The sequence below is a fragment of the Streptomyces sp. NPDC002776 genome, assembly GCF_053592195.1.
The window spans coordinates 23,235-41,762 of the sequence record NZ_JBSFVG010000016.1; the positions used below are offsets into that span (position 1 = coordinate 23,235).

14 protein-coding genes are annotated in these 18,528 nt (G+C 72.1%); 6 read left to right on the forward strand and 8 right to left on the reverse strand.

What is annotated here, in order from left to right; all coding sequences use genetic code 11:
• Positions 1-433 precede the first annotated feature (433 nt).
• Positions 434-1,342: a homocysteine S-methyltransferase gene (gene mmuM / locus ACWD11_RS27635; protein ID WP_389421272.1), complete on the reverse strand. Its 909-nt coding sequence runs from the start codon at positions 1,340-1,342 to the stop codon at positions 434-436.
• A 74-nt stretch (positions 1,343-1,416) separates the two neighbouring features.
• Positions 1,417-2,961, reverse strand: a complete 1,545-nt coding sequence (locus ACWD11_RS27640) for an FAD-dependent monooxygenase (RefSeq protein ID WP_451286209.1) — start codon at positions 2,959-2,961, stop codon at positions 1,417-1,419.
• Positions 2,962-3,137: 176 nt separating this feature from the next.
• Here ACWD11_RS27640 and ACWD11_RS27645 point away from each other — a divergent pair, with 176 nt between their 5' ends.
• The 4 genes from ACWD11_RS27645 (at position 3,138) to ACWD11_RS27660 (ending at position 8,170) form a co-directional block, all read left to right on the forward strand.
• Complete coding sequence (locus ACWD11_RS27645; RefSeq protein ID WP_451286211.1) at positions 3,138-4,550, forward strand: RICIN domain-containing protein; 1,413 nt, start codon at positions 3,138-3,140, stop codon at positions 4,548-4,550.
• On the forward strand, positions 4,547-5,584 hold the full coding sequence (locus ACWD11_RS27650; protein ID WP_451286213.1) for a rhamnogalacturonan acetylesterase: 1,038 nt from the start codon (positions 4,547-4,549) through the stop codon (positions 5,582-5,584). The genes ACWD11_RS27645 and ACWD11_RS27650 overlap by 4 nt, the downstream gene beginning before the upstream one ends.
• Before the next feature lie 67 nt (positions 5,585-5,651).
• Positions 5,652-7,379: a DUF2264 domain-containing protein gene (locus ACWD11_RS27655; RefSeq protein ID WP_451286215.1), complete on the forward strand. Its 1,728-nt coding sequence runs from the start codon at positions 5,652-5,654 to the stop codon at positions 7,377-7,379.
• Positions 7,376-8,170 carry an isocitrate lyase/PEP mutase family protein gene (locus tag ACWD11_RS27660; protein ID WP_389421277.1) on the forward strand — a complete coding sequence of 265 codons (795 nt, stop codon included), beginning with the start codon at positions 7,376-7,378 and terminating at the stop codon, positions 8,168-8,170. Before ACWD11_RS27655 ends, ACWD11_RS27660 begins: the two co-directional genes overlap by 4 nt.
• On the opposite strand, the gene ACWD11_RS27665 is transcribed toward ACWD11_RS27660, so the two are convergent.
• Together ACWD11_RS27665 and ACWD11_RS27670 are read right to left on the reverse strand one after the other, a co-directional pair.
• Positions 8,122-8,706 (reverse strand): TetR/AcrR family transcriptional regulator, encoded by a 585-nt coding sequence (locus ACWD11_RS27665; RefSeq protein WP_451286217.1) that lies wholly within the window; start codon positions 8,704-8,706, stop codon positions 8,122-8,124. The two genes, ACWD11_RS27660 and ACWD11_RS27665, sit on opposite strands and share 49 nt — an antisense overlap.
• A gap of 76 nt (positions 8,707-8,782) precedes the next feature.
• Positions 8,783-10,102, reverse strand: a complete 1,320-nt coding sequence (locus ACWD11_RS27670) for a jacalin-like lectin (protein ID WP_451286218.1) — start codon at positions 10,100-10,102, stop codon at positions 8,783-8,785.
• A gap of 259 nt (positions 10,103-10,361) precedes the next feature.
• On the opposite strand from ACWD11_RS27670, the gene ACWD11_RS27675 reads away from it, so the two are divergent.
• Together ACWD11_RS27675 and ACWD11_RS27680 are read left to right on the forward strand one after the other, a co-directional pair.
• A complete protein-coding gene (locus tag ACWD11_RS27675; RefSeq protein ID WP_451286220.1) occupies positions 10,362-12,059 on the forward strand; it encodes a PHP domain-containing protein in 1,698 nt (565 codons plus the stop codon).
• A complete protein-coding gene (locus ACWD11_RS27680) occupies positions 12,056-12,571 on the forward strand; it encodes a hypothetical protein (RefSeq protein ID WP_389420479.1) in 516 nt (171 codons plus the stop codon). The genes ACWD11_RS27675 and ACWD11_RS27680 overlap by 4 nt, the downstream gene beginning before the upstream one ends.
• A 15-nt stretch (positions 12,572-12,586) precedes the next feature.
• Here ACWD11_RS27680 and ACWD11_RS27685 read toward each other — a convergent pair whose 3' ends face one another.
• Genes ACWD11_RS27685 through ACWD11_RS27700 form a run of 4 tightly spaced genes read right to left on the reverse strand, consistent with a single transcriptional unit; the run spans position 12,587 to position 18,496 of the window.
• Positions 12,587-15,445, reverse strand: a complete 2,859-nt coding sequence (locus ACWD11_RS27685) for a glycoside hydrolase family 2 TIM barrel-domain containing protein (RefSeq protein ID WP_451286222.1) — start codon at positions 15,443-15,445, stop codon at positions 12,587-12,589.
• A 12-nt stretch (positions 15,446-15,457) separates the two neighbouring features.
• Positions 15,458-16,300 carry a carbohydrate ABC transporter permease gene (locus ACWD11_RS27690; protein WP_389420481.1) on the reverse strand — a complete coding sequence of 281 codons (843 nt, stop codon included), beginning with the start codon at positions 16,298-16,300 and terminating at the stop codon, positions 15,458-15,460.
• Positions 16,297-17,208, reverse strand: a complete 912-nt coding sequence (locus ACWD11_RS27695; protein ID WP_389420482.1) for a carbohydrate ABC transporter permease — start codon at positions 17,206-17,208, stop codon at positions 16,297-16,299. The genes ACWD11_RS27690 and ACWD11_RS27695 overlap by 4 nt, the downstream gene beginning before the upstream one ends.
• Before the next feature lie 22 nt (positions 17,209-17,230).
• Complete coding sequence (locus ACWD11_RS27700) at positions 17,231-18,496, reverse strand: ABC transporter substrate-binding protein (RefSeq protein ID WP_389420483.1); 1,266 nt, start codon at positions 18,494-18,496, stop codon at positions 17,231-17,233.
• Positions 18,497-18,528 lie beyond the last annotated feature (32 nt).

The window sequence follows — 18,528 nt, forward strand, 5'->3', positions numbered from 1 at the left end:
GGCCGGTGTGGCACGAGGTCGGTTGTCGGGGCGAGTCCGGCGTCGGCCGTGCGGCGGTGGTGCGTCGGGTGTTGACCTGGGCCGGTGGGGTCGTGCCCGGTGGGCGGGGCGGGTCCGGTGGCGCCTTTGCGATTCCTGTGGCCCGGGGTCCGGCGGGGAGGGCCTTCGGGTCGGGTGTGCGCCCGGGGCGTGTCAGGGGTGCACCTGGGCCGGTGTGGCACGAGGTCGGTTGTCGGGGCGAGTCCGGCGTCGGCCGTGCGGCGGTGGTGCGTCGGGTGTTGACCTGGGCCGGTGGGGTCGTGCCTGGTGGCGCCTCCGTGATCCCTGTGACCGGGCCCGGCCGGGGCGACCTTGCGATCGGGCGCCCGGGGTGCGGCAGGTGCTCCGGCGGGGTGGGACGCGAGCCCATTCGCCCGGGGCGAGGGGGTGTTTCCTAGGCCCGTACCGCCCCCGCGATCCCCGTGATCGTCTCCGGGCCCACTCGGCAGCAGCCCCCGATCAGGCGTGCTCCCTTGTCGCGCCAGGTGCGGACCTGGGACGGGGTGAAGGTGGAGCGGCCCTGCCACGTGCGGGTGCGGGCGTTCCAGGACTCACCGCTGTTCGGGTAGACCACCACCGGCTTGCCGGTGGTGCGGGCCGCCGTTGTGATCGCCGCGTCCACGTCCTGCGGCGCGCAGCAGTTCACGCCGACCGCGATCACCTCGTCCGCGTCGGCGGCGAGCGCGAAGGCATCCCGCAGCGGCTGGCCCGCGCGGGTGCGGTCACCGGCCACGGAGTACGACAGCCAGACCGGGACCCCGAGTCCGCGTACCGCCCGCAGCAGCGCCCGCGCCTCGTCGGTGTCCGGGACCGTCTCCAGGGCCAGCACATCGGGACCGGCGGCGGCCAGGACCTCCAGACGAGGGCGGTGGAAGCGTTCGAGCGCGTCGACGCTCAGGCCGTAGCGGCCCCGGTACTCCGAGCCGTCGGCGAGCATCGCGCCGTACGGGCCCACGGACGCCGCCACCCACAGCGGCCGCTCCGCCTGCGCCCGGCGGGCCGCCGCACGGGCCAGTTCCACGCTCAGCGAGAGGAGCCCGGCCGCCCGCTCCGGTCCGATCCCGCGGCCCGCGAACCCCTCGAAGGTGGCCTGGTAGCTCGCGGTGATCGCCACGTCGGCGCCGGCCTCGAAGTAGGCGAGGTGCGCCTCGGTGATGGCCTCGGGCCGCTCCGCGAGCAGCCGCGCCGACCACAGCTCGTCACTCAGGTCGTGCCCCGCGGCCTCCAGCTGGTTGGACATCCCGCCGTCGAGGACGACGGGACCGGCCGCGAGGGCCTGGACGAAGGTGGTGGCGCTGGTCATGTCCTGACGCTAGTCGAACAGTGGTCGAGCGGCCGGTCGTGACCGGTGCGTGGGCACAGCGTCGTGATGGGGGATCAGGTCGTTCCGGTGATCGCCGTCAGGGCCTCGCGCAGGGCCCGGTCGCCAGGCGGGCCGGCGGGCCAGCGGGCGCCGACATGGCCGTCCGGGCGTACCAGCAGCGCCCCGTGCGGGCCGAGGTCTCCCAGGCCCGCGGGCAGCCGCTCGACGCGCAGCGGCCAGGGCGGGGCGAGCTGCCCTTCCCAGGCGGCGGGGTCGGGGGTGAGCAGGGTGAACCACTCGCCGAAGGTGTCGAGCGTGGAGCGCTCCGGTGCCAGCCAGAGGTGCGGCATACGGTGCCCGGGGCGCGTGGTGGGGACGTAGTCCGTGCCCTCGTCGTCCGGCTCGGGCGGGGCGCTGCCGTCCGGGAGCACGGCGCCGGAGTCGTAGGCGACGCCGAGCACCAGCCCGAGCTGCGCGAAGTACCGCTCCGTCCACGGCAGTTCGACCTGTTCCGAGGGCGCGGCCCCGCTCGCCGACTGTTCCTGGCGCCGGGCCTGCACCTGGAACAGCAACTGGGCGTTGGCCACCGCCTGGGCGAGCGTCCGGTGGGCGACGGGGACCCGTTCGCGCTCGTAGCTGTCCAGCAGGCCCGGTCCGGCCCACCCGCGCAGGACGCCGGCCACCTTCCAGCACAGGTTGTGCACATCGGCGATCCCGGCGTTCATGCCCAGGCCGCCCACCACGGGCACCGCATGGCAGGCGTCACCGGCGAGCAGGACGCGGCCTCGGCGGAAGCGCTCGGCGACGAACGCGTTCATCACCCAGTGCTGCACCCGCAGCACGTCCACCCGCACATCGGTTCCGGTGCCGAGCGTGTGCGTGACGAGACCGGCCCAGTCGGTGTGCCCGGGGTCGGCGGGGGTGGCGCCGACCCAGGCCCAGCCGCCCTCGGGGTAGAGCGGGATGACGGAGCCGTGGGGGGCCACATAGAGACCGGCGGGGTGCCGCGCGCACCAGCGGCCGAGGTCGGCGTCGAAGACCACGGTGGTGACGTCGGCGATCGCCCCGGGGCCGGCGGTGCCGATGCCGAGCAGGTCCCGGACGGTGGAGTGCGCGCCGTCGGCGGCGAGCAGACAGCGGGCCCGGACCCGCGTGTGCTCGCCGCTCCCGTGGTCGACGAGGTGGGCCACCACCCCGTCCTCCTCCTCGGTCAGGCCGGTGAGTTCGACCCCGAACCGCGCCGGCGCGGACGCCGCGGCCAGCAGATGCGGTTCGAGCCGGTCCTGCGAGGTCATCACCCCGAGCGCCGGGCTCTCGGCCACCGGCGCCTCGATCCCGACCAGCGCCGCGGAGGCGAAGTCGGGGGCGGCCAGGGTCTCCCGGAAGCGGATGCGGCCGTACTCCGGCCCGAACGCGGACGCCGTGATCTTCCCGTCGATCCCGAGCAGCCGGAAGATCTCCATCGACCGCACGTTGACCAGCCGGGACCGCGGAAAGGGCGACAACTGCCGGTGCTTCTCGACCAGCAGGACCCGCAGGCCCCAACGCTCGCACAGGGCCCGGGCGGTGAGCCCGACAGGCCCTCCGCCGACGATCAACACCTCTACCTCGTCGTCCACGGGGACGTCCTGATCCACCATACGTTGATTTCATCACTTGTTGAGTTCAGTGGCAATGGGGTTGAGCTCGTCCCGTCGGACCCGTTGACCTTCCCGTAACACACCCATACCTTTTCGGCGTTCGCCATGTCAGATGTTGTTCGCAATGCCGAACCGATCCGAGGAGAGTGCGTGAGATGAGACGTGCGTACGCCACCCTGCTCGCCCTCTGTCTGGCGCTCGCCGGAGCCCTGGCCATCGCCGGTCCCGCCCGGGCGGCACCGCAAACCGTCACCAACGGCACCCAGTTCACCGACACATCGGGCAACCCGGTGCACGCGCACGGCGGCGGCGTCATCAAGGTCGGCGCGTACTACTACTGGTTCGGCGAGAACCGCAACGCCGACAACACCTTCCGGTACGTCTCCGCCTACCGCTCCACGGACCTGAAGAACTGGGAGTTCCGCAACCACGTCCTGACCGAGGCCACCGACCCGGAGCTGGCCACCGCCAACATCGAGCGGCCCAAGGTCATGTACAACGCGGCCACCGGCACGTTCGTGATGTGGATGCACAAGGAGAACGGCACCGACTACAGCGAGGCGCGCGCGGCCGTCGCCGTCTCCGACACCGTGGACGGCGACTACACCTGGCGGGGCAGCTTCCGCCCGCTCGACCGGCACATGTCCCGGGACATCACGGTCTTCGTCGACACCGACGGCACCGGTTACATGGTCTCGGCCGCACGGGACAACTACGACCTGCACATCTACCGGCTGACCGCCGACTACACCGGCATCGCCGCCCTGGTCGCCGACCCCTGGCACGGTGGCCATCGCGAGGCCCCGGCGCTGTTCAAGCGCAACGGCGTGTACTTCATGCTGACCTCGGGTGCCACCGGCTGGAACCCCAACCAGCAGCAGTACGCCACCGCGACCTCGCTGTCCGGCCCGTGGACCGCCATGAGGAACGCCGGCGACGCCACGGCGTACGGCTCGCAGACCGCGTACGTCCTTCCCGTGCAGGGGACTTCGGGCACCTCCTACCTCTACCTCGGCGACCGCTGGGGCAACTCCTTCGGCGGGACCGTCAACGACTCCCGGTACGTGTGGCTGCCGCTGACCTTCCCGAACGCGACCACCCTGTCGATGGCCTGGACCCCGGAGGTCACGGTCGACACAGCCACCGGCTCGCTCACCGGCACGAACGCGACGTACTACTCGCTGACCGCCCGGCACTCCGGCCGGTGCGCCGACGTGACCAGCCAGTCGCAGTGGCAGGGCGCCCAGCTCAAGCAGTACGACTGCAACGGCGGCGGCAACCAGCGCTACTGGTTCAAGCCGGTCGGCGGCGGCCACTACCAGCTGATGGCCCGGCACAGCTCCCTGTGCGTCCAGGAGAACGCGAACACGGTGACGCAGGAGACCTGCGCCGCCTCGGCGGTGAACCAGCAGTGGTCGCTGACCACCACCGGCTCCTACGTCACCGTCGTCTCCCGCGCCACCGGCGAGTGCCTGGACGTGAATGGCGCGTCCACCGTCAACTCCGCCGCGATCATCACGTACACCTGCAACGGAGGAACGAACCAGCAGTGGACGCGCGCAAGTTGAGACGCATCAGCGTCACCCTGTCGGCAGCCGTGGCGCTGAGCGCAGCGCTCAGTGCGGTCCCCGCACACGCCGGTGAACCGGCGCCGGGCCTGGCGAACTGCACCGCCTCCGCCTGCCACTTCGACCTCCCGCCCGGGACGTACGACGTGAAGGTGCTGCTGGGCGACGACACGGAGTCGAGTACGGCCATCACCGGCGAGACCCGGCGCGCCCTGCTCCCCGAGACGGCGGCGGGCGCCGGTGAGCGCGTCGCCCGCAGCTTCACCGTGGACGTCCGCACCCCCGAGGGCGAACCCACCGGCCCCGCCGGAACCGCGGGGCTCGACCTGGCCCTCGGCGGCTCGGCCCCCGCCCTGGCCGGCATCCGGGTCACCCCCGCCCGGCACGCCCGCCAGATCCTCCTCATCGGCGACTCCACGGTCTGCGACCAGCCCGGCGACCCCTACTACGGCTGGGGCCAACAGCTCCCGCAGTACCTCCGCAAGGGCCTGTCGGTCGCCAACCACGCCGATTCCGGGGAGAGTACGGTCACCTATCTCGGGAACCCGCTGCTGTGGGCCACCGTCCAGCCGCGGATCCACCCCGGCGACCTCGTCCTCGTCCAGCTCGCGCACAACGACAAGACCACCGACGAGGCCACCTACCGCGCCAACCTGGAGGCCCTGGTGGCGGGCGTGCGCGAGCGGGGCGGTGAACCCGTGCTCGTCACCCCGGTCGTGCGGCGCTGGTTCAACGCCGACGGCACGCTCGACAACGGCACCGCGCTGCTGGTGAACGGCCTGGGCGTGGACCATCCGGCGGTCGTCCGTTCGGTCGCCGCGGCCGAGGGCGTGCCGCTGATCGACCTGACGGCGAGGACGAAGGCGCTGGTCGAGTCGCTCGGCGTGGAGGGCTCCAAGTCCCTCTACCTGTACAACGAGAAACGGGACAACACCCACACCTCGGTGCGGGGAGCCACCGCGTACGCGGAGCTGGTCCGTGACGAACTCCTCCTCCAGGGGCTGGTGCCCGAGGGCCTGGTGAGGGTGGGATGAACCCCTGGGGCGCCTCGACCGGAACCGGGGCGCCCCAGGTCTGTGTCCCGAGCCATCTGGAGAACCGATGCAGCTGCCTCCCGACGACCGCATCCTCAGCCCCCGCACCGGCTGGACCCGCACCCACTGGGAGGCGGCCGCCGACGCCCTGCTCGCCGCGGTGGAGCCGTACGCCACCGCCGACCGCGCCCTCTACCACTTCCCCGGCGACCGGGTGAGCGCCTCCGGCCGCCTCTCCGACGGCCTGGAGGGCTACGCCCGTACGCTGCTGCTGGCGGCCTTCCGCCGCGACGAGACCGCACTCGGACGCTACGCCGCGGGACTGGCCGCGGGCGTCGCCGGGGTATGGCCCCGCGTCGGGCACCGCAGCCAGCCCCTGGTGGAGGCGGCCTCCATCGCGCTGGCCCTGCGGCTGACCCGCCCGCTGCTGTGGGACCGCCTGGACGACACCGTGCGACAGCGGGCGGCGGTCTGGCTGGGCGACGCGCTCACCGCCGAACCCTGGCCGTGCAACTGGGAGTTGTTCCCGGTCACCGTCGGCGGCTTCCTGGGTTCGATCGGCCATCAGCCGGAGGTGTCCCGCAAGGCGGTCGACCGGGGCCTGGAACGCATCGAGCAGTGGTACGTGGGCGACGGCTGGTACACCGACGGCGACGGCCGCAAGTTCGACTACTACAACGGCTGGGCGATGCACCTCTACCCGGTGCTGCACGCCTGGCTGGCGGACGACCCGGAGCTGCTGGCCCGGTACGGCGGCAGACTCGCCCGCCATCTCCAGGACTACGCCCACCTGTTCGCCGCCGACGGCGCCCCCCTGCACCAGGGCCGCTCCCTGACGTACCGCTTCGCGACGACGGCCCCCCTGTGGCTGGGCGCCCTGACGGGCCACACCCCCCTGCCACCGGGCGAGACCCGGCGCCTCGCCTCGGGCGCCCTGCGCTACTTCCTGGAACGGGGCGCGGTCGACGAACGGGGCCTGCTGACCCTGGGCTGGCACGGCCCCGAACCCGCCCTGCTCCAGGACTACTCGGGCCCGGCCTCCCCGTACTGGGCGAGCAAGGGCTTCCTGGGACTGCTGCTGCCGGCGGAGCACGAGGTGTGGACGGCGACGGAGGAACCGGGCCCCGCGGAACGCTCCGACGCGGCGTACCCGGTGACCCCGCCCAACTGGCTGCTCCACTCCACCGTCTCGGACGGCCTGGTCCGCCTGCACAACCACGGCAGCGAGGAGGTCCGTTACGACCCGTACTACACGCGGCTGGCCTACTCGACGTCGACGCGGCCGGCACCGTCGTACGACAACACCGTGTTCGTGGGCGACGACCCGAGCCGCACGGACATCGAGCCGCTGGGCGTGGGCGACGGCTGGGCGGCCTCCCGCCACACCGTCTCCCCGGGCGTCCGGGTGACGAGCGTGGTGCTCGTGCACGGTGCCGTGGAGGTGCGGATCCACCTGGTGGTGGGGGCGGAGCCGGGGACGCCGGTACGGGTGACGGGCTGGCCCGCGGGAGACGGCGTCCGGGCGGAACTGGCACCGGCCCTCGCCCTGGACGAGGAACTCAGGGGAGCCATGGGGGACGGGCCCACGCTCTTCGCCGCCCTCGCCCGTCTCACCGGGGAACCGGATCCGGCCGAGCTGGCGGGGACGGCCACGCTGAGCGCGGAGGACGCCGGGGAGGTCGTCGTGGAGTGGGCCGAGGGTCCGGAGGCCCGGGTCCGGGTGGGGGACGGGTCGGTGGACGTGTCCATCGTTCGGCGGGGGCCGAACGGACCGGGGCCCACCATGGCCGCATGACCGCCTTCGCCCGCCTCCACCACACCGGCGAACCCCTCCTCCTGCCCAACGCCTGGGACCACGCCTCCGCCCTGGCCCTGGCCGGCGAGGGCTTCCGGGCCGTCGGCACCAGCAGCCTCGCCGTCGCCGCGGCGGCGGGACTGCCGGACGGCGCCTCGGTGACCCGGGACGACACGCTACGGCTCGCCCTCACCCTCGGGAGCGGGCCGTTCCTGCTCTCCGTCGACGCGGAGGGCGGGTTCAGCCAGGACCCGGACGCCGTCGGGGAGTTCGCACGGCACCTGGCCGCCGTCGGCGCCGTCGGCGTCAACCTGGAGGACGCACTGGGGTCCGCGGACCTGCACGCCGCGAAGATCGCCGCCGTCAAGCGGGCCGTACCGCACCTCTTCGTCAACGCGCGCACCGACACGTACTGGCTGGGGGACGGGGACGAGGGGGAGACGCTGCGCCGGCTCGACCTCTACCAGCAGGCGGGCGCCGACGGGGTGTTCGTCCCGGGCCTGACCGACCCCGCGCGGATCGGCGCCCTGGTCCGGCACCTCGACACCCCGCTCAACATCCTCTGGTCGCCCGCCGGACCGGCCCTTGCGCACCTCGCGGACCTCGGCGTGCGCCGCGTCAGTCTCGGGTCGCTGCTGTACCGGCGGGCGCTGGGCGCGGCCCTGGAGACGGTGGCGGACATCCGGGCCGGGCGGGCCCCCGGCGGGACCACACCGACCTACGCCGAGGTGCAACGGGCGGCTCAGGCACCGGACTTCGGCTCGCACGGCCAGTGCACCAGCGCCACGTGAAGCGCCTCCACCGCCCGGTCCCAGGAGCGGCGGACGTCCCTGGGCGCGCCGAAAGCACCCGCCGACTCCAGGGCGCAGTAGCCGTGGAAGGTGCTGCGCAGCAGGCGCACCGCGTCCGTCAGGTCGGGTTCCTCCAGGCCGTACCCGCGGAGCATGCCGTAGGTGATGTCGGCGGTGCGGCGCAGGGCGGGGGAGTCCGTCAGCAGGGCCCGGTCCACCGGGAGCTGGGTCGCCGCGTAGCGGCCGGGGTGTTCCAGGGCGTACGCCCGGTAGGCGTCCGCGAAGGCGGCGAGGGCGTCCTTGCCCGCCCGGCCGGCGACCGCCAGGGCGATCCGGTCGATCATCTCGCCGCCCGCCAGCAGCGCGATCCGCGCCCTGAGGTCCTTGAGGCTCTTGACGTGCGAATACAGGCTGGCGTCCCGCACGCCGAAGTGGCGGGCCAGCGCGGAGAGGGACACCTTCTCCAAGCCGACCTCGTCGGCCAGCTCGGCCGCCGCCGCCGTGAGCCGCTCGGCGGTCAGTCCCGCACGCGCCATGACACCGCCCTCCGGACCCAGTGCGCCTGGGGAGCAGCCTAGTCGTCCTGGGCAGCGGCTGCCCTCGCCCGTCCGCTCAGCCGATCGGCGCGTAGAGCACGCCCAGCTTGTCGATCTCCTGGCCCGACCGTCCCGTGAAACCGGCGATCTGCCACCCCGGGGGCGCGGTGAAGGTCGTGGCGTCGGAGGTCGCCGTACCGGCCGACAGGGTCCGGCCCCGGTCCGTGGTGAAGGCCGCCGAGAAGATCCTGGTCCGGCCGTCCTTCTGACCCCGTGTCAACCGCACCGAGGTGAGGTGCTCGCCGGAGCCCAGGGTCAGGGAGGCCGCGGTGCCGCCCGTGCCACCGTGGACTAGGGCCGTACCGCCGTCGTGGGTGAGCGCCACGGCGTCCAGCCGGGAGCCGCCGCGCAGGGTGAGGGTCCGGGGGGAGGCGGTTCCCGGCAGATCGTCGGCGTCGGTGAACGCCGTCCCGTGCGGGCCGCCGAAGAAGTCGCTCGCCCTCAGGGACGGGCTGAGGGAGTAGGAGAAGCCGACGGTGTGCGGGAAGTGGTCGGAGAGGTGTGCGCCGTCGTCGCGGAGGAAGGACGCCCACGCGTTGTGGTAGCGGGTGGCGTTCAGGGACACGAGGGCGCTGCCCCGGTAGAGGACCTTGTCGACCACCTCGCAGCCGTCCGTCGGCGCCGCCGCGTCGCAGACCAGGGCGTCGCTGCCCGGCGCGGGCGCGGTGCCGCCCCGGACCAGGTCGACCCACGGGTCCCGCAGGCCGTTCTCCGACAGCAGCGTGCGGATGTTGTCGCCCGCGCGCGTGTAACGCGTGTTGGTGTCGCCCATGACGATCACGGCGTTGCCCGCGGAGTTGGCCCGGATGAAATCCGACAGCTGGTCGATGTTGGCGCGGCGGGCGGCGAGGGCGGCGTCGGTGACATCGGCGTTGGTGTGGACGTTGTAGAGGTCCACGAAGACGCCCTCCGCGAGCCGGACCCGGGCCAGCGTGAACCCCTTGGGGGTCAGGCAGTCCGTGCCCGTGCAGTCGTTCCAGTCGACCCGCTCGAAGTCCTCGAAGGCGAAGTGGGACAGGGTGTTCAGGCCGTCGCCGACCCCCGCCCCGCCGCTGGTCGCGGTGCGGTGGGGGTGGGTGTCGTGGGCGTACAGGGAGGCGTGGTAGTTGAAGTCCTCCTGGACATGGACGATGTCGTACGGGCCGAGCCGCTGACCGATGAGCGGGGTGTTCGTCGCCGGGTCGCTGTCGCCGAGGCCGAGGGGGAGGCCGGCGATGTTGTAGGTCAGCACGTCGAAGGAGCCGGAGGCGGCGGCGGTCGCGGGGCCCGCGCCGGTGGCGGTGAGGCCGGTGAGGGCCAGCGCGGCGGCCGCGAGGGTGCCGAGGACTCGTCTCATGGTGGCGGTGTCTCCGTCGGGTGGGGGGAGCGGGCGGCTGCGGTGGAACCTGAACGCAGTTCAGGTTCGGCGTCAACTGCCCTGACGTGCAAGGCCCGTTGGGAAAACTGTGCAAGGCGTGGTGATCCGCCGTGTGCGGGGCATGCGGCGGCAACGCGGTGCTTGTTCAACGTTCATGTTTCGGCTCGATCCTCCACAGGCGGCGTGGTCGCGCCGCGGAAGGCAGCCGCGGACAGTCGGCGGCAACCGGGAGGGCGTCATGGGACACGGGCATCATCACCACCACCATCACCACGGACACGACCACGACCACGCGGAGGTCACGGCGCTGCCCGCCGCCTTCGACATCGACGTCCCCGACGAGGCCCTCACCCCCGAGCAGCAGTCGCGCCGCTCGCTGCTGCGCCGCGCCGGCCTGCTCGGCGCGGGCCTGGCCGCCGGCAGCGTCCTCGCCTCCCAGGCGACGCCCGCCGCGGCCGCCGCCCCAGCGGGGCGCCGCACGAACGGCTTCCTGTGGCTGGCCGGCGACCACCACATCCACACCCAGTACAGCAGCGACGGCAAGTACCGCGTCGTCGACCAGGTCCGCCAGGGCGCCAAGCACGGCATGGACTGGCTCGTCATCACCGACCACGGCAGCGCCACGCACGCCAGGATCGGCGTCGAGAAGGTCAACCCGGACATCCAGCAGGCCCGGTCCGCCTACGAGGACACCCTTGTCTTCCAGGGCCTGGAGTGGAACATCCCGGCCGCCGAGCACGGCACGGTCTTCGTCCACCCGGGCAAGAACGAGGTCTCCGTCCTCAAGCAGTTCGAGACCGACTACGACGGCAGCGTCAAGGGCGCCTCCGACTCCACGCCCGCCAACGAGGCCCTCGCCATCGCGGGCCTGAACTTCCTCGCGGAGCAGGTGCAGCGGCGCAAGGTCAAGGACGCGCTGATGCTCGCCAACCACCCGGCGCGGCGCGGTGTCGACTCCCCGCACGAGATCCGCGGCTGGCGGGACGCGACCGGCGCGGACCGGCAGATCGCCGTCGGTTTCGAGGGCGCCCCCGGTCACCAGGCCGCCGGTCTGCCCGCGCCGCTCGGCATGGCCCGCGCCCGCGGCATCTACGACAACAACCCCGGCGCCAACTCCTTCGCCGGGTACCCGCCGGAGAGCTACCGCACCTGGGGCGGCTTCGACTGGATGACCGCGACCGTCGGCGGCCTGTGGGACAGCCTCCTCGCCGAGGGCAAGCCGTGGTGGATCACCGCCAACTCCGACTCCCACCAGGTCTACGCCGACACCGCCGCGCGCGGCGGCGGTGACTTCACCGCCAACGGCCGCTACGACGACCCCGTCTACGCGGGCAAGATCGACGTCACCCAGGGCGACTACTGGCCCGGCCAGTACAGCCGTACCCACGTCGGCGCCGACGGCTTCTCCTACGCCGCCGTCATGGACGGCATCCGCGCCGGACGGATCTGGGTGGACCACGGCCAGCTCATCAGCGGGCTCGACGTGCGGGTCTCCGGCGGCAGCCGGTGGGCCACCCTGGGCGGCGCGCTGCACGTGAAGAAGGGCACCCAGGTCACCCTGAGCGTGGACATCGCCCTGGCCGGCGGCCCCAACTGGGCGGGCTTCACGCCGAAGCTGGCGCGCGTCGACGTCATCCAGGGCGACATGACGGGCGCGGCGGCGGACAAGGACACCCTCACGGCGCCCACGGCCAAGGTCGTCAAGTCGTACGAAGTGGACAAGGCGTCCGGCACCGTGCGGCTGACCTACCAGCTCGGCCGGGTGGACCGGCCGCTGTACGTCCGGCTGCGCGGCAGCGACGGCAACCGGTCCGCCGTCGGCGCGATGGGCGCCGCGGTCGACCCGGCGGGCCCGGCCATCGACGTCGTCGGTGACGCCGACCCGTGGGTGGACCTGTGGTTCTACTCCAACCCGGTGTGGGTCCTGCCGTCGTGACCCCGGGGTACGCCGTCACCGTCGACCCGGAGCTGCGGGACCTGCGCGCGGCCGATCATCTGCTCCTGAAGCTGGCGGCCGAACTCGCCCTCCCCGAGGACATGTTCGGCTGCACGCACCTGGTGCGCGACGACCGGCCCCGCGTCGCCCTGTCCTTCGCCCTGCCGACCGAACCCCTCCTGCGCACCGCCCTGGAGGCGCTCACCGGCCAGGGGTACGCGGTGACGCCCGGACTGCCGGACCCGGTCGGCCGGGCCGTGGCGTACCCCGGCTGCACCGCGCTCACCGGCACGCTGACGGTCGCGGAACTGCTCGGCCGCTCCGCGATCGACACGGTGACGGTCCTCGGCACCGCGGAGCCCCCGCCCCCCGAGACCCGCCTCGTCACCCGGGACCACGTCCGCCCGCAGTGGCAGGCGGGCACCCTGGTCCTCGCCACGATGCCCGCGGCGGGCGGAGTCCTGGTCCCCTTCGAGGTACCGGATCCGACGCCGTGCTGCGCGGACCACTGAAGGGGCCCCAGGGGCTCAGCCGGCCTCCGAGAACACGAAGCCGAACTGTGCCGGCCGGGCCCGCAGGACGTACCGCGGCAGCGGGCCCGGCCCGCAGGACTGGGAGCCGATGCCGTGCAGGGCGTGGTCCAGGTTGACCCACACCCCCTTCCCCGGCGTCAGGTCGGTGAGGTGGCGGGCCGCGTCCAGCTGCTCGCTCGTCCAGCGGCGGGCGGTGAACCAGAACTCGGGGTCGCCCTCGATGCGCAGACCTCCCAGTTCCACCCAGCGGACGTCGGAGCGGGCGCCGTTCTCCTGCGGGCGGACGTACGGCGTCTGCAGGGCGTCCACCGTGGACCGCCAGCGGCCGAGCCGCGACGCCGACCTGGAGTCGGGGTACGCCTCGCCCGGCCCGCCCCCGAACCAGCTCACCGGGTCCGCCTCGGCGAGCCCGAAGCGGATGCCGAGCCGGGGCAGCGGCACCGTCCAGTCGCCCTCCGGGGTCACCGACACGGCCAGCCGCAGCCGGTCCCCGTCCGCGCTCCAGCGGTAGACGGTGCGCAGGCCGATCTCCCGGGCGGCGGGGGCCACCCGGGTGCGGACCGTCAGCGCCCCGGAATCCCACTCCACCGCGTCCCGCCGGTGCTGCATCCGGTGCAGGCCGAGCGTGCGCCACAGCGGTCCGTGGCGCAGGCCCGTCTGCCACTCCGCGCCGTCGTCGTTGTCCGTGGTCGCCCGCCACACGTCGAGGCGGGGCGCGCTCATCTCCACGGCGCCGACCCTCAGCAGCGATCCGGTGCGGGCGTCGAAGACCGCCGGACCGAGGCGGATCAGCCCCTCGGCGAGGACGGGACGGCTGCTCGCGGTCACCGTCGGCCTCACCCGCCCGGTGACCGGGAGTTGGGTCCACGCCACCTCGTGCCCCTGCGGGGCCCACGCGGTGTCCTCGGCCAGCACCGCCCGCAGCGTCCACCGCGCCTCGCCGTCCCGGGTGCCGGCGGGCGGCTCGGGCAGCTTCACGTCCGCCGACGCGCCCGGCGCCGGCTGCGGCATCGCCAGCACACCGGCCTGAACCGTCTCGCCGTCCACCTGGTACGACCACTCCAGCGTGAGCGACGACAGGTCCGCGAAGTCGTACCGGTTGACGACGCGTACGGTGCCGTCGGCGCCGTCGCCCTCGAACCGGACCGGCTCGATGACCTTCTTGTACTCCACGAGCCCCGGCGACGGCGTCCGGTCCGGGAAGAGCAGCCCGTCGCAGACGAAGTTGCCGTCGTGCAGCTCCTCCCCGAAGTCGCCGCCGTAGGCGTAACCGAACCCGGGATGCCTGATGCCGTGGTCGATCCACTCCCAGACGAAACCGCCCTGGAGCCGTTCGTACCGCTCGAACAGCGCCTGGTACTCGGCGAGTCCGCCCGGTCCGTTGCCCATGGCGTGTCCGTACTCGCAGAGAATGAAGGGCAGTTCACGCCGCTTGCGGGTGCCGCCGTCGAGCCCCTGCCCGATCCGCTCGACCTCGTCGTGGAAGGCGTACATCCGCGAGTACACATCGGTGTCCCGGCAGTCCCGGTCGCCCTCGTAGTGCACCAGGCGCCCGGGGTCGCGGGCGCGGATCCACTCGGCCATCGCGGTCAGGCCCCGTCCGGTGCCGGCCTCGTTGCCCAGCGACCAGATCACGACCGACGGGTGGTTCTTGTCCCGCTCGACCGTCCGGGCCACGCGGTCCAGCAGGGCCGGGGTCCACCGGTCGTCGTCGACGGGGTTGTCCCGCCAGTCCTGCTCGGTGAAGCCGTGGGTCTCCAGATCGCACTCGTCGACGACCCACAGGCCCAGCTCGTCGCAGAGGTCGAGGAAGGCGGGGTGCGGCGGATAGTGGGAGGTGCGGACCGCGTTGATGTTGTGCCGCTTCATCAGCAGCACGTCCTCGCGCATGGTCCCCGGGTCCAGGGCGCGGCCCTTCTCCGGGTGCCACTCGTGCCGGTTGACGCCCTTGAACAGCACCGCCCGGCCGTTGACCTTGATCAGGCCGTCCTGGAGGACGACCGTGCGGAAGCCGATCCGCAACGGGACGCGCTCGCCCCCGGTCGCCAGGACGCCGTCGTACAGCCGTGGTGTCTCCGCGGTCCACGGCTCCACCACGGCCGTCACCGCCTCGCCGGTCGCCGCGTCGACGCCCAGCTCGGGCACCGTCACCCGCCCGGCGACCTCGGAGTCCACCCGGAGCGTGCCCTCGCCGGTGAGATGGTCGTAGGAGGCGTGTACGGCGAAGTCGCCCACGGCGCCCGGCGGGCGGTACAGCAGGGTGACATCACGGAAGATGCCGGGCAGCCACCACTGGTCCTGGTCCTCCAGGTACGAGCCCGCCGACCACTGGTGGACCCGGACGGCCAGCACATTGCCGCCCGGCCGCAGCAGCCGCCCGACCGCGAACTCGTGCGGCAGCCGGGAGCCCTTGAACTCGCCCAGCTCGGTGCCGTTCAGCCAGACCCGGGCGCAGGACTCGACGCCGTCGAAGCGGAGGGTGGTGTCACCGTCCGCGGGCCAGTCGCCGGGCAGGTCGAAGACGCGCAGGTGATCGCCGGTCGGGTTCTCGGTCGGGACGTGCGGCGGGTCCACCGGGAAGGGGTAGAGGTGGTTGGTGTAGTGGGGCGCGCCGTGTCCCTGGAGGACCCAGTGGCCGGGGACCGACACCTCGGCCCAGTCCCCGGCGTCGTAGCCCCGCGCGGCGAACGAGTCATCCTCGGCGTCCGCGGTGGCCGACAGCCTGAAGCGCCAACTGCCGTTCAGGGACAGTGATCTCGCGTCCGAAGCGGCGTACCAGGCCCGCGGCGGCAGGGCACCGCGGCCGGGGGAGACGTCCTCGACATAGCTGACGTCGGTGGTGCGGAAAGTCATCGGTCTCCTCGGTCAGCCCTTGATGCCGGTCTGCGCGATCCCCTGCACCAGCCAGCGCTGCAGGAACAGGAACACGAACACCAGGGGCAGGATGGAAAGGGCGGTGGCCATGAAGATCAGATGGAAGTTGACGGTCTGGTTGGTCATGTACGAGGAGAGCGCCACCTGCACCGTCCAGGCGCTGGGGTCCTGGCCGATGACCAGCGGCCACAGGAAGGAGTTCCAGCCGCTGATGAAGGTGATGGTGGCCATGGCCGCGAAGAAGTTCAGCGAGTTCGGCACCACGACACGCCAGTACGCGCCCCAGTAACCGAGCCCGTCCACGCGCGCCGCCTCCTCCAGTTCCTTCGGGAATCCCAGGAAGTACTGCCGGAACAGGAAGCAGGTGAAACCACTGAACAGACCGGGGACGATCAGGCCCCGGTAGGTGTCCACCCAGCCCAGCGAGGAGACCAGCACGAAGCTGGGCACGAAGGTCACCGCGGTCGGCACCATCAAGGTCACCAGCACGGCGTAGAAGACCTTGTCGGCGTGCCGGTAGGGGATGCGGGCCAGGGCGTAGCCGGCGAGCGAGCACACCAGCAGGGTGCCGACCGTGTGCAGGACGCCGACGATCGCCGAGTTCCCGAGGGCGCGGGCGAAGTCGACGGTCGGGTCGTCGAAGGGCTCGGTGATGTTGCCCCACTGGATGTCGGTGGGGAAGAACTTCCAGTCCTCGCCGGTGATCTCCGGGTCGGTCATCAGGGCGTTGCGGACGATCAGATAGAAGGGGACGAGGAAGAGGAAGGCGGCGACGCCGGTGGCGGCGTAGAGGCCCGCCGAGCCGAGGACCCCGCCACGCCTGGCCTTGCTCACGTGGATCCCTCCCTTCTGCCGAAGCCCAGGAACCTGCCCTGGAGCAGGGTGACGACGCAGATCAGCAGGGTCAGGATCATCGCGCCCGCGCTGCCGGCGCCGTAGTCCTGGTTCTCGCCCAGGGCGATGTAGTACAGCTCGACCAGGGGCGGGCGGCCCCAGGTGGAGTTGGTGAGCAGGTTGAAGAACTCGTCGAACGCCTGGTACGCCTGCACCAACAGCAGCAGGATCACCGCCGTCGAGGTGGCCCTGAGCTGGGGCAGCGTGATGTACCGGAAGGTCTGCGGGCCCCGCTTGGCGCCGTCGATGGCGGCGGCCTCGTACAGCTCCTGCGGGATGTTCTGCAGGGCCGCCAGGAACAGGATCATGAAGAAGCCGGCCTGCAGCCAGAGCCGTACGGTGAGGATGACCAGCCAGTACCAGGGCGGGTCGGGGCTGGCCAGCCAGGCGATGTCGTCGATGCCGAACCAGCCGAGCACGGTGTTCATGAGGCCGAACCGGACCCCGCTGAAGATCGACATCTTCCAGATCAGCGAGGCGGCGACGTAACTGACCGCCGTCGGCAGGAAGAACACCGACCGGAAGAACGCCCGCATGAACCGCAGCCGGTTCACCATCAGCGCGAGGCCGAGCGAGAACGCCCACGTGGTGGGCACGATGAACGCGGCGAACACGGTGAAGGTGACGAGCGAGCCGGTGAAGTCGTCGTTCGACAGCATGTAGCGGTAGTTGTCGAACCCGATGAACTCGCTCGGGGTGACGGTGAAGCGGGCGTCGAAGAAGGAGAGCCACAGGCTCCAGCCGATCGGGACGTAGACGAAGAGCCCGAGGCCGATCAGGAACGGGCCGGTGAAGAGCCAGAAGGCGGCGGTGGGGTTGCCCCGCAGCCGTCGCGTGATGGTCGCCATGTCGCGGATACCTGACCGGCGGCTATCCGAAGAGCTTCTTCAGCTCGCGGTCGACCTTGCCGTCCGCCTTGTCCAGAGCCCCCTCGGGGTCCCCGTCCTGCCGTACGCAGTCGGCGAGGACGTCCTCGACGGCGTCGAGCATGGCCTGGGTGAAGCCGATGTTGTCGAAGTGGCCGTACTCGTTGAAGAGCTTGACGCCCTCGGCGGGCAGGCCCGACTTGAGCTTGTCGGCGGACTCGGCGAGCGAGGTGCGCGGCGGGATGTGGAAGCCGTAGGAGAGCGACCAGTCCTCCTGGTACTCCTTCTGGTCGATCCACAGCCACTTCACGTACTCCTTGGCCGCCTCGACGTTCTTGCCCTTGGCGTTGACGAACATCGACCAGCCGCCGTTGTAGACCGACGGCTTGCCCGCGTCGCCGACCTTCGGGAAGGGGAAGATGCCGAGGTCGTCGCCGAGCGCCTGCTGCATCTGCGGCATGGCCCACATCCCGCACCACTGGATGGCGGTCAGGCCCTGGTTGAGCGGGGAGGGGTCCCAGAAGTCGGTCGGGGCGCCGAGCAGGAGATCGCCGCTCTTGAACAGCCCCCGCAACTGGACGAGGCCGTCCTTGACCCCGTCGGTGTGGTAGGCGATCTCGTTGTTCTCGTCGAGGGTGTCGGCGCCGGCCGCCCAGATCAACGGCCGCATGATCGCGTCGAGTTCATTGCCGAGGAAGAGGCCCTTGACCTTGTCCGTGGTCAGCTTCGCGGCGGCCTCGATCAGCTCCTCCAGCGTCTGCGGCACCCCCACGCCCGCCTTCTCCAGCAGCGACTTGCGGTAGTAGAAGAACTGCGGGTCGTCGATCATCCGGACGCCGTATATCTTCCCGTCGACCGTGTGCGAGGCGATGTCGGCCTGGTTGAAGTCGTCCTTGACCGGGCCGACGATGTCGGTCAGGTCGGCCACCTGGCCGCTCCTGACGAGCTGGATCTGCGGATGGAACTCGAACAGGTCCGGGGCCTTGTCGGTGAGCAGCGCGGAGAACAGCTTGCTCTCGAAGTTGTCGCCGGTGATCCACTGCGTGGTGACGTCGGCTTCCCGGTACGCCTTGGCGTAGCGCTTGATGGCCTGTTCGGTGCCGGCCTCGCCGTACGCGTGGAAGTACTGCACCAGGCGCGCGCCCGAACCGGAGCCGCCACCACGGCCGTTGTTGCCGCCGCACGCCGCGAGGCCGCCGCCGGCGGCCAGGCCCATGGCGGCGCGCAGAACGGTGCGGCGGTCCCAGTTGCTGTTCCTCGTTGCCGACATCTGACGTCCTTGTCTCTAGACGGCTGCGCTTG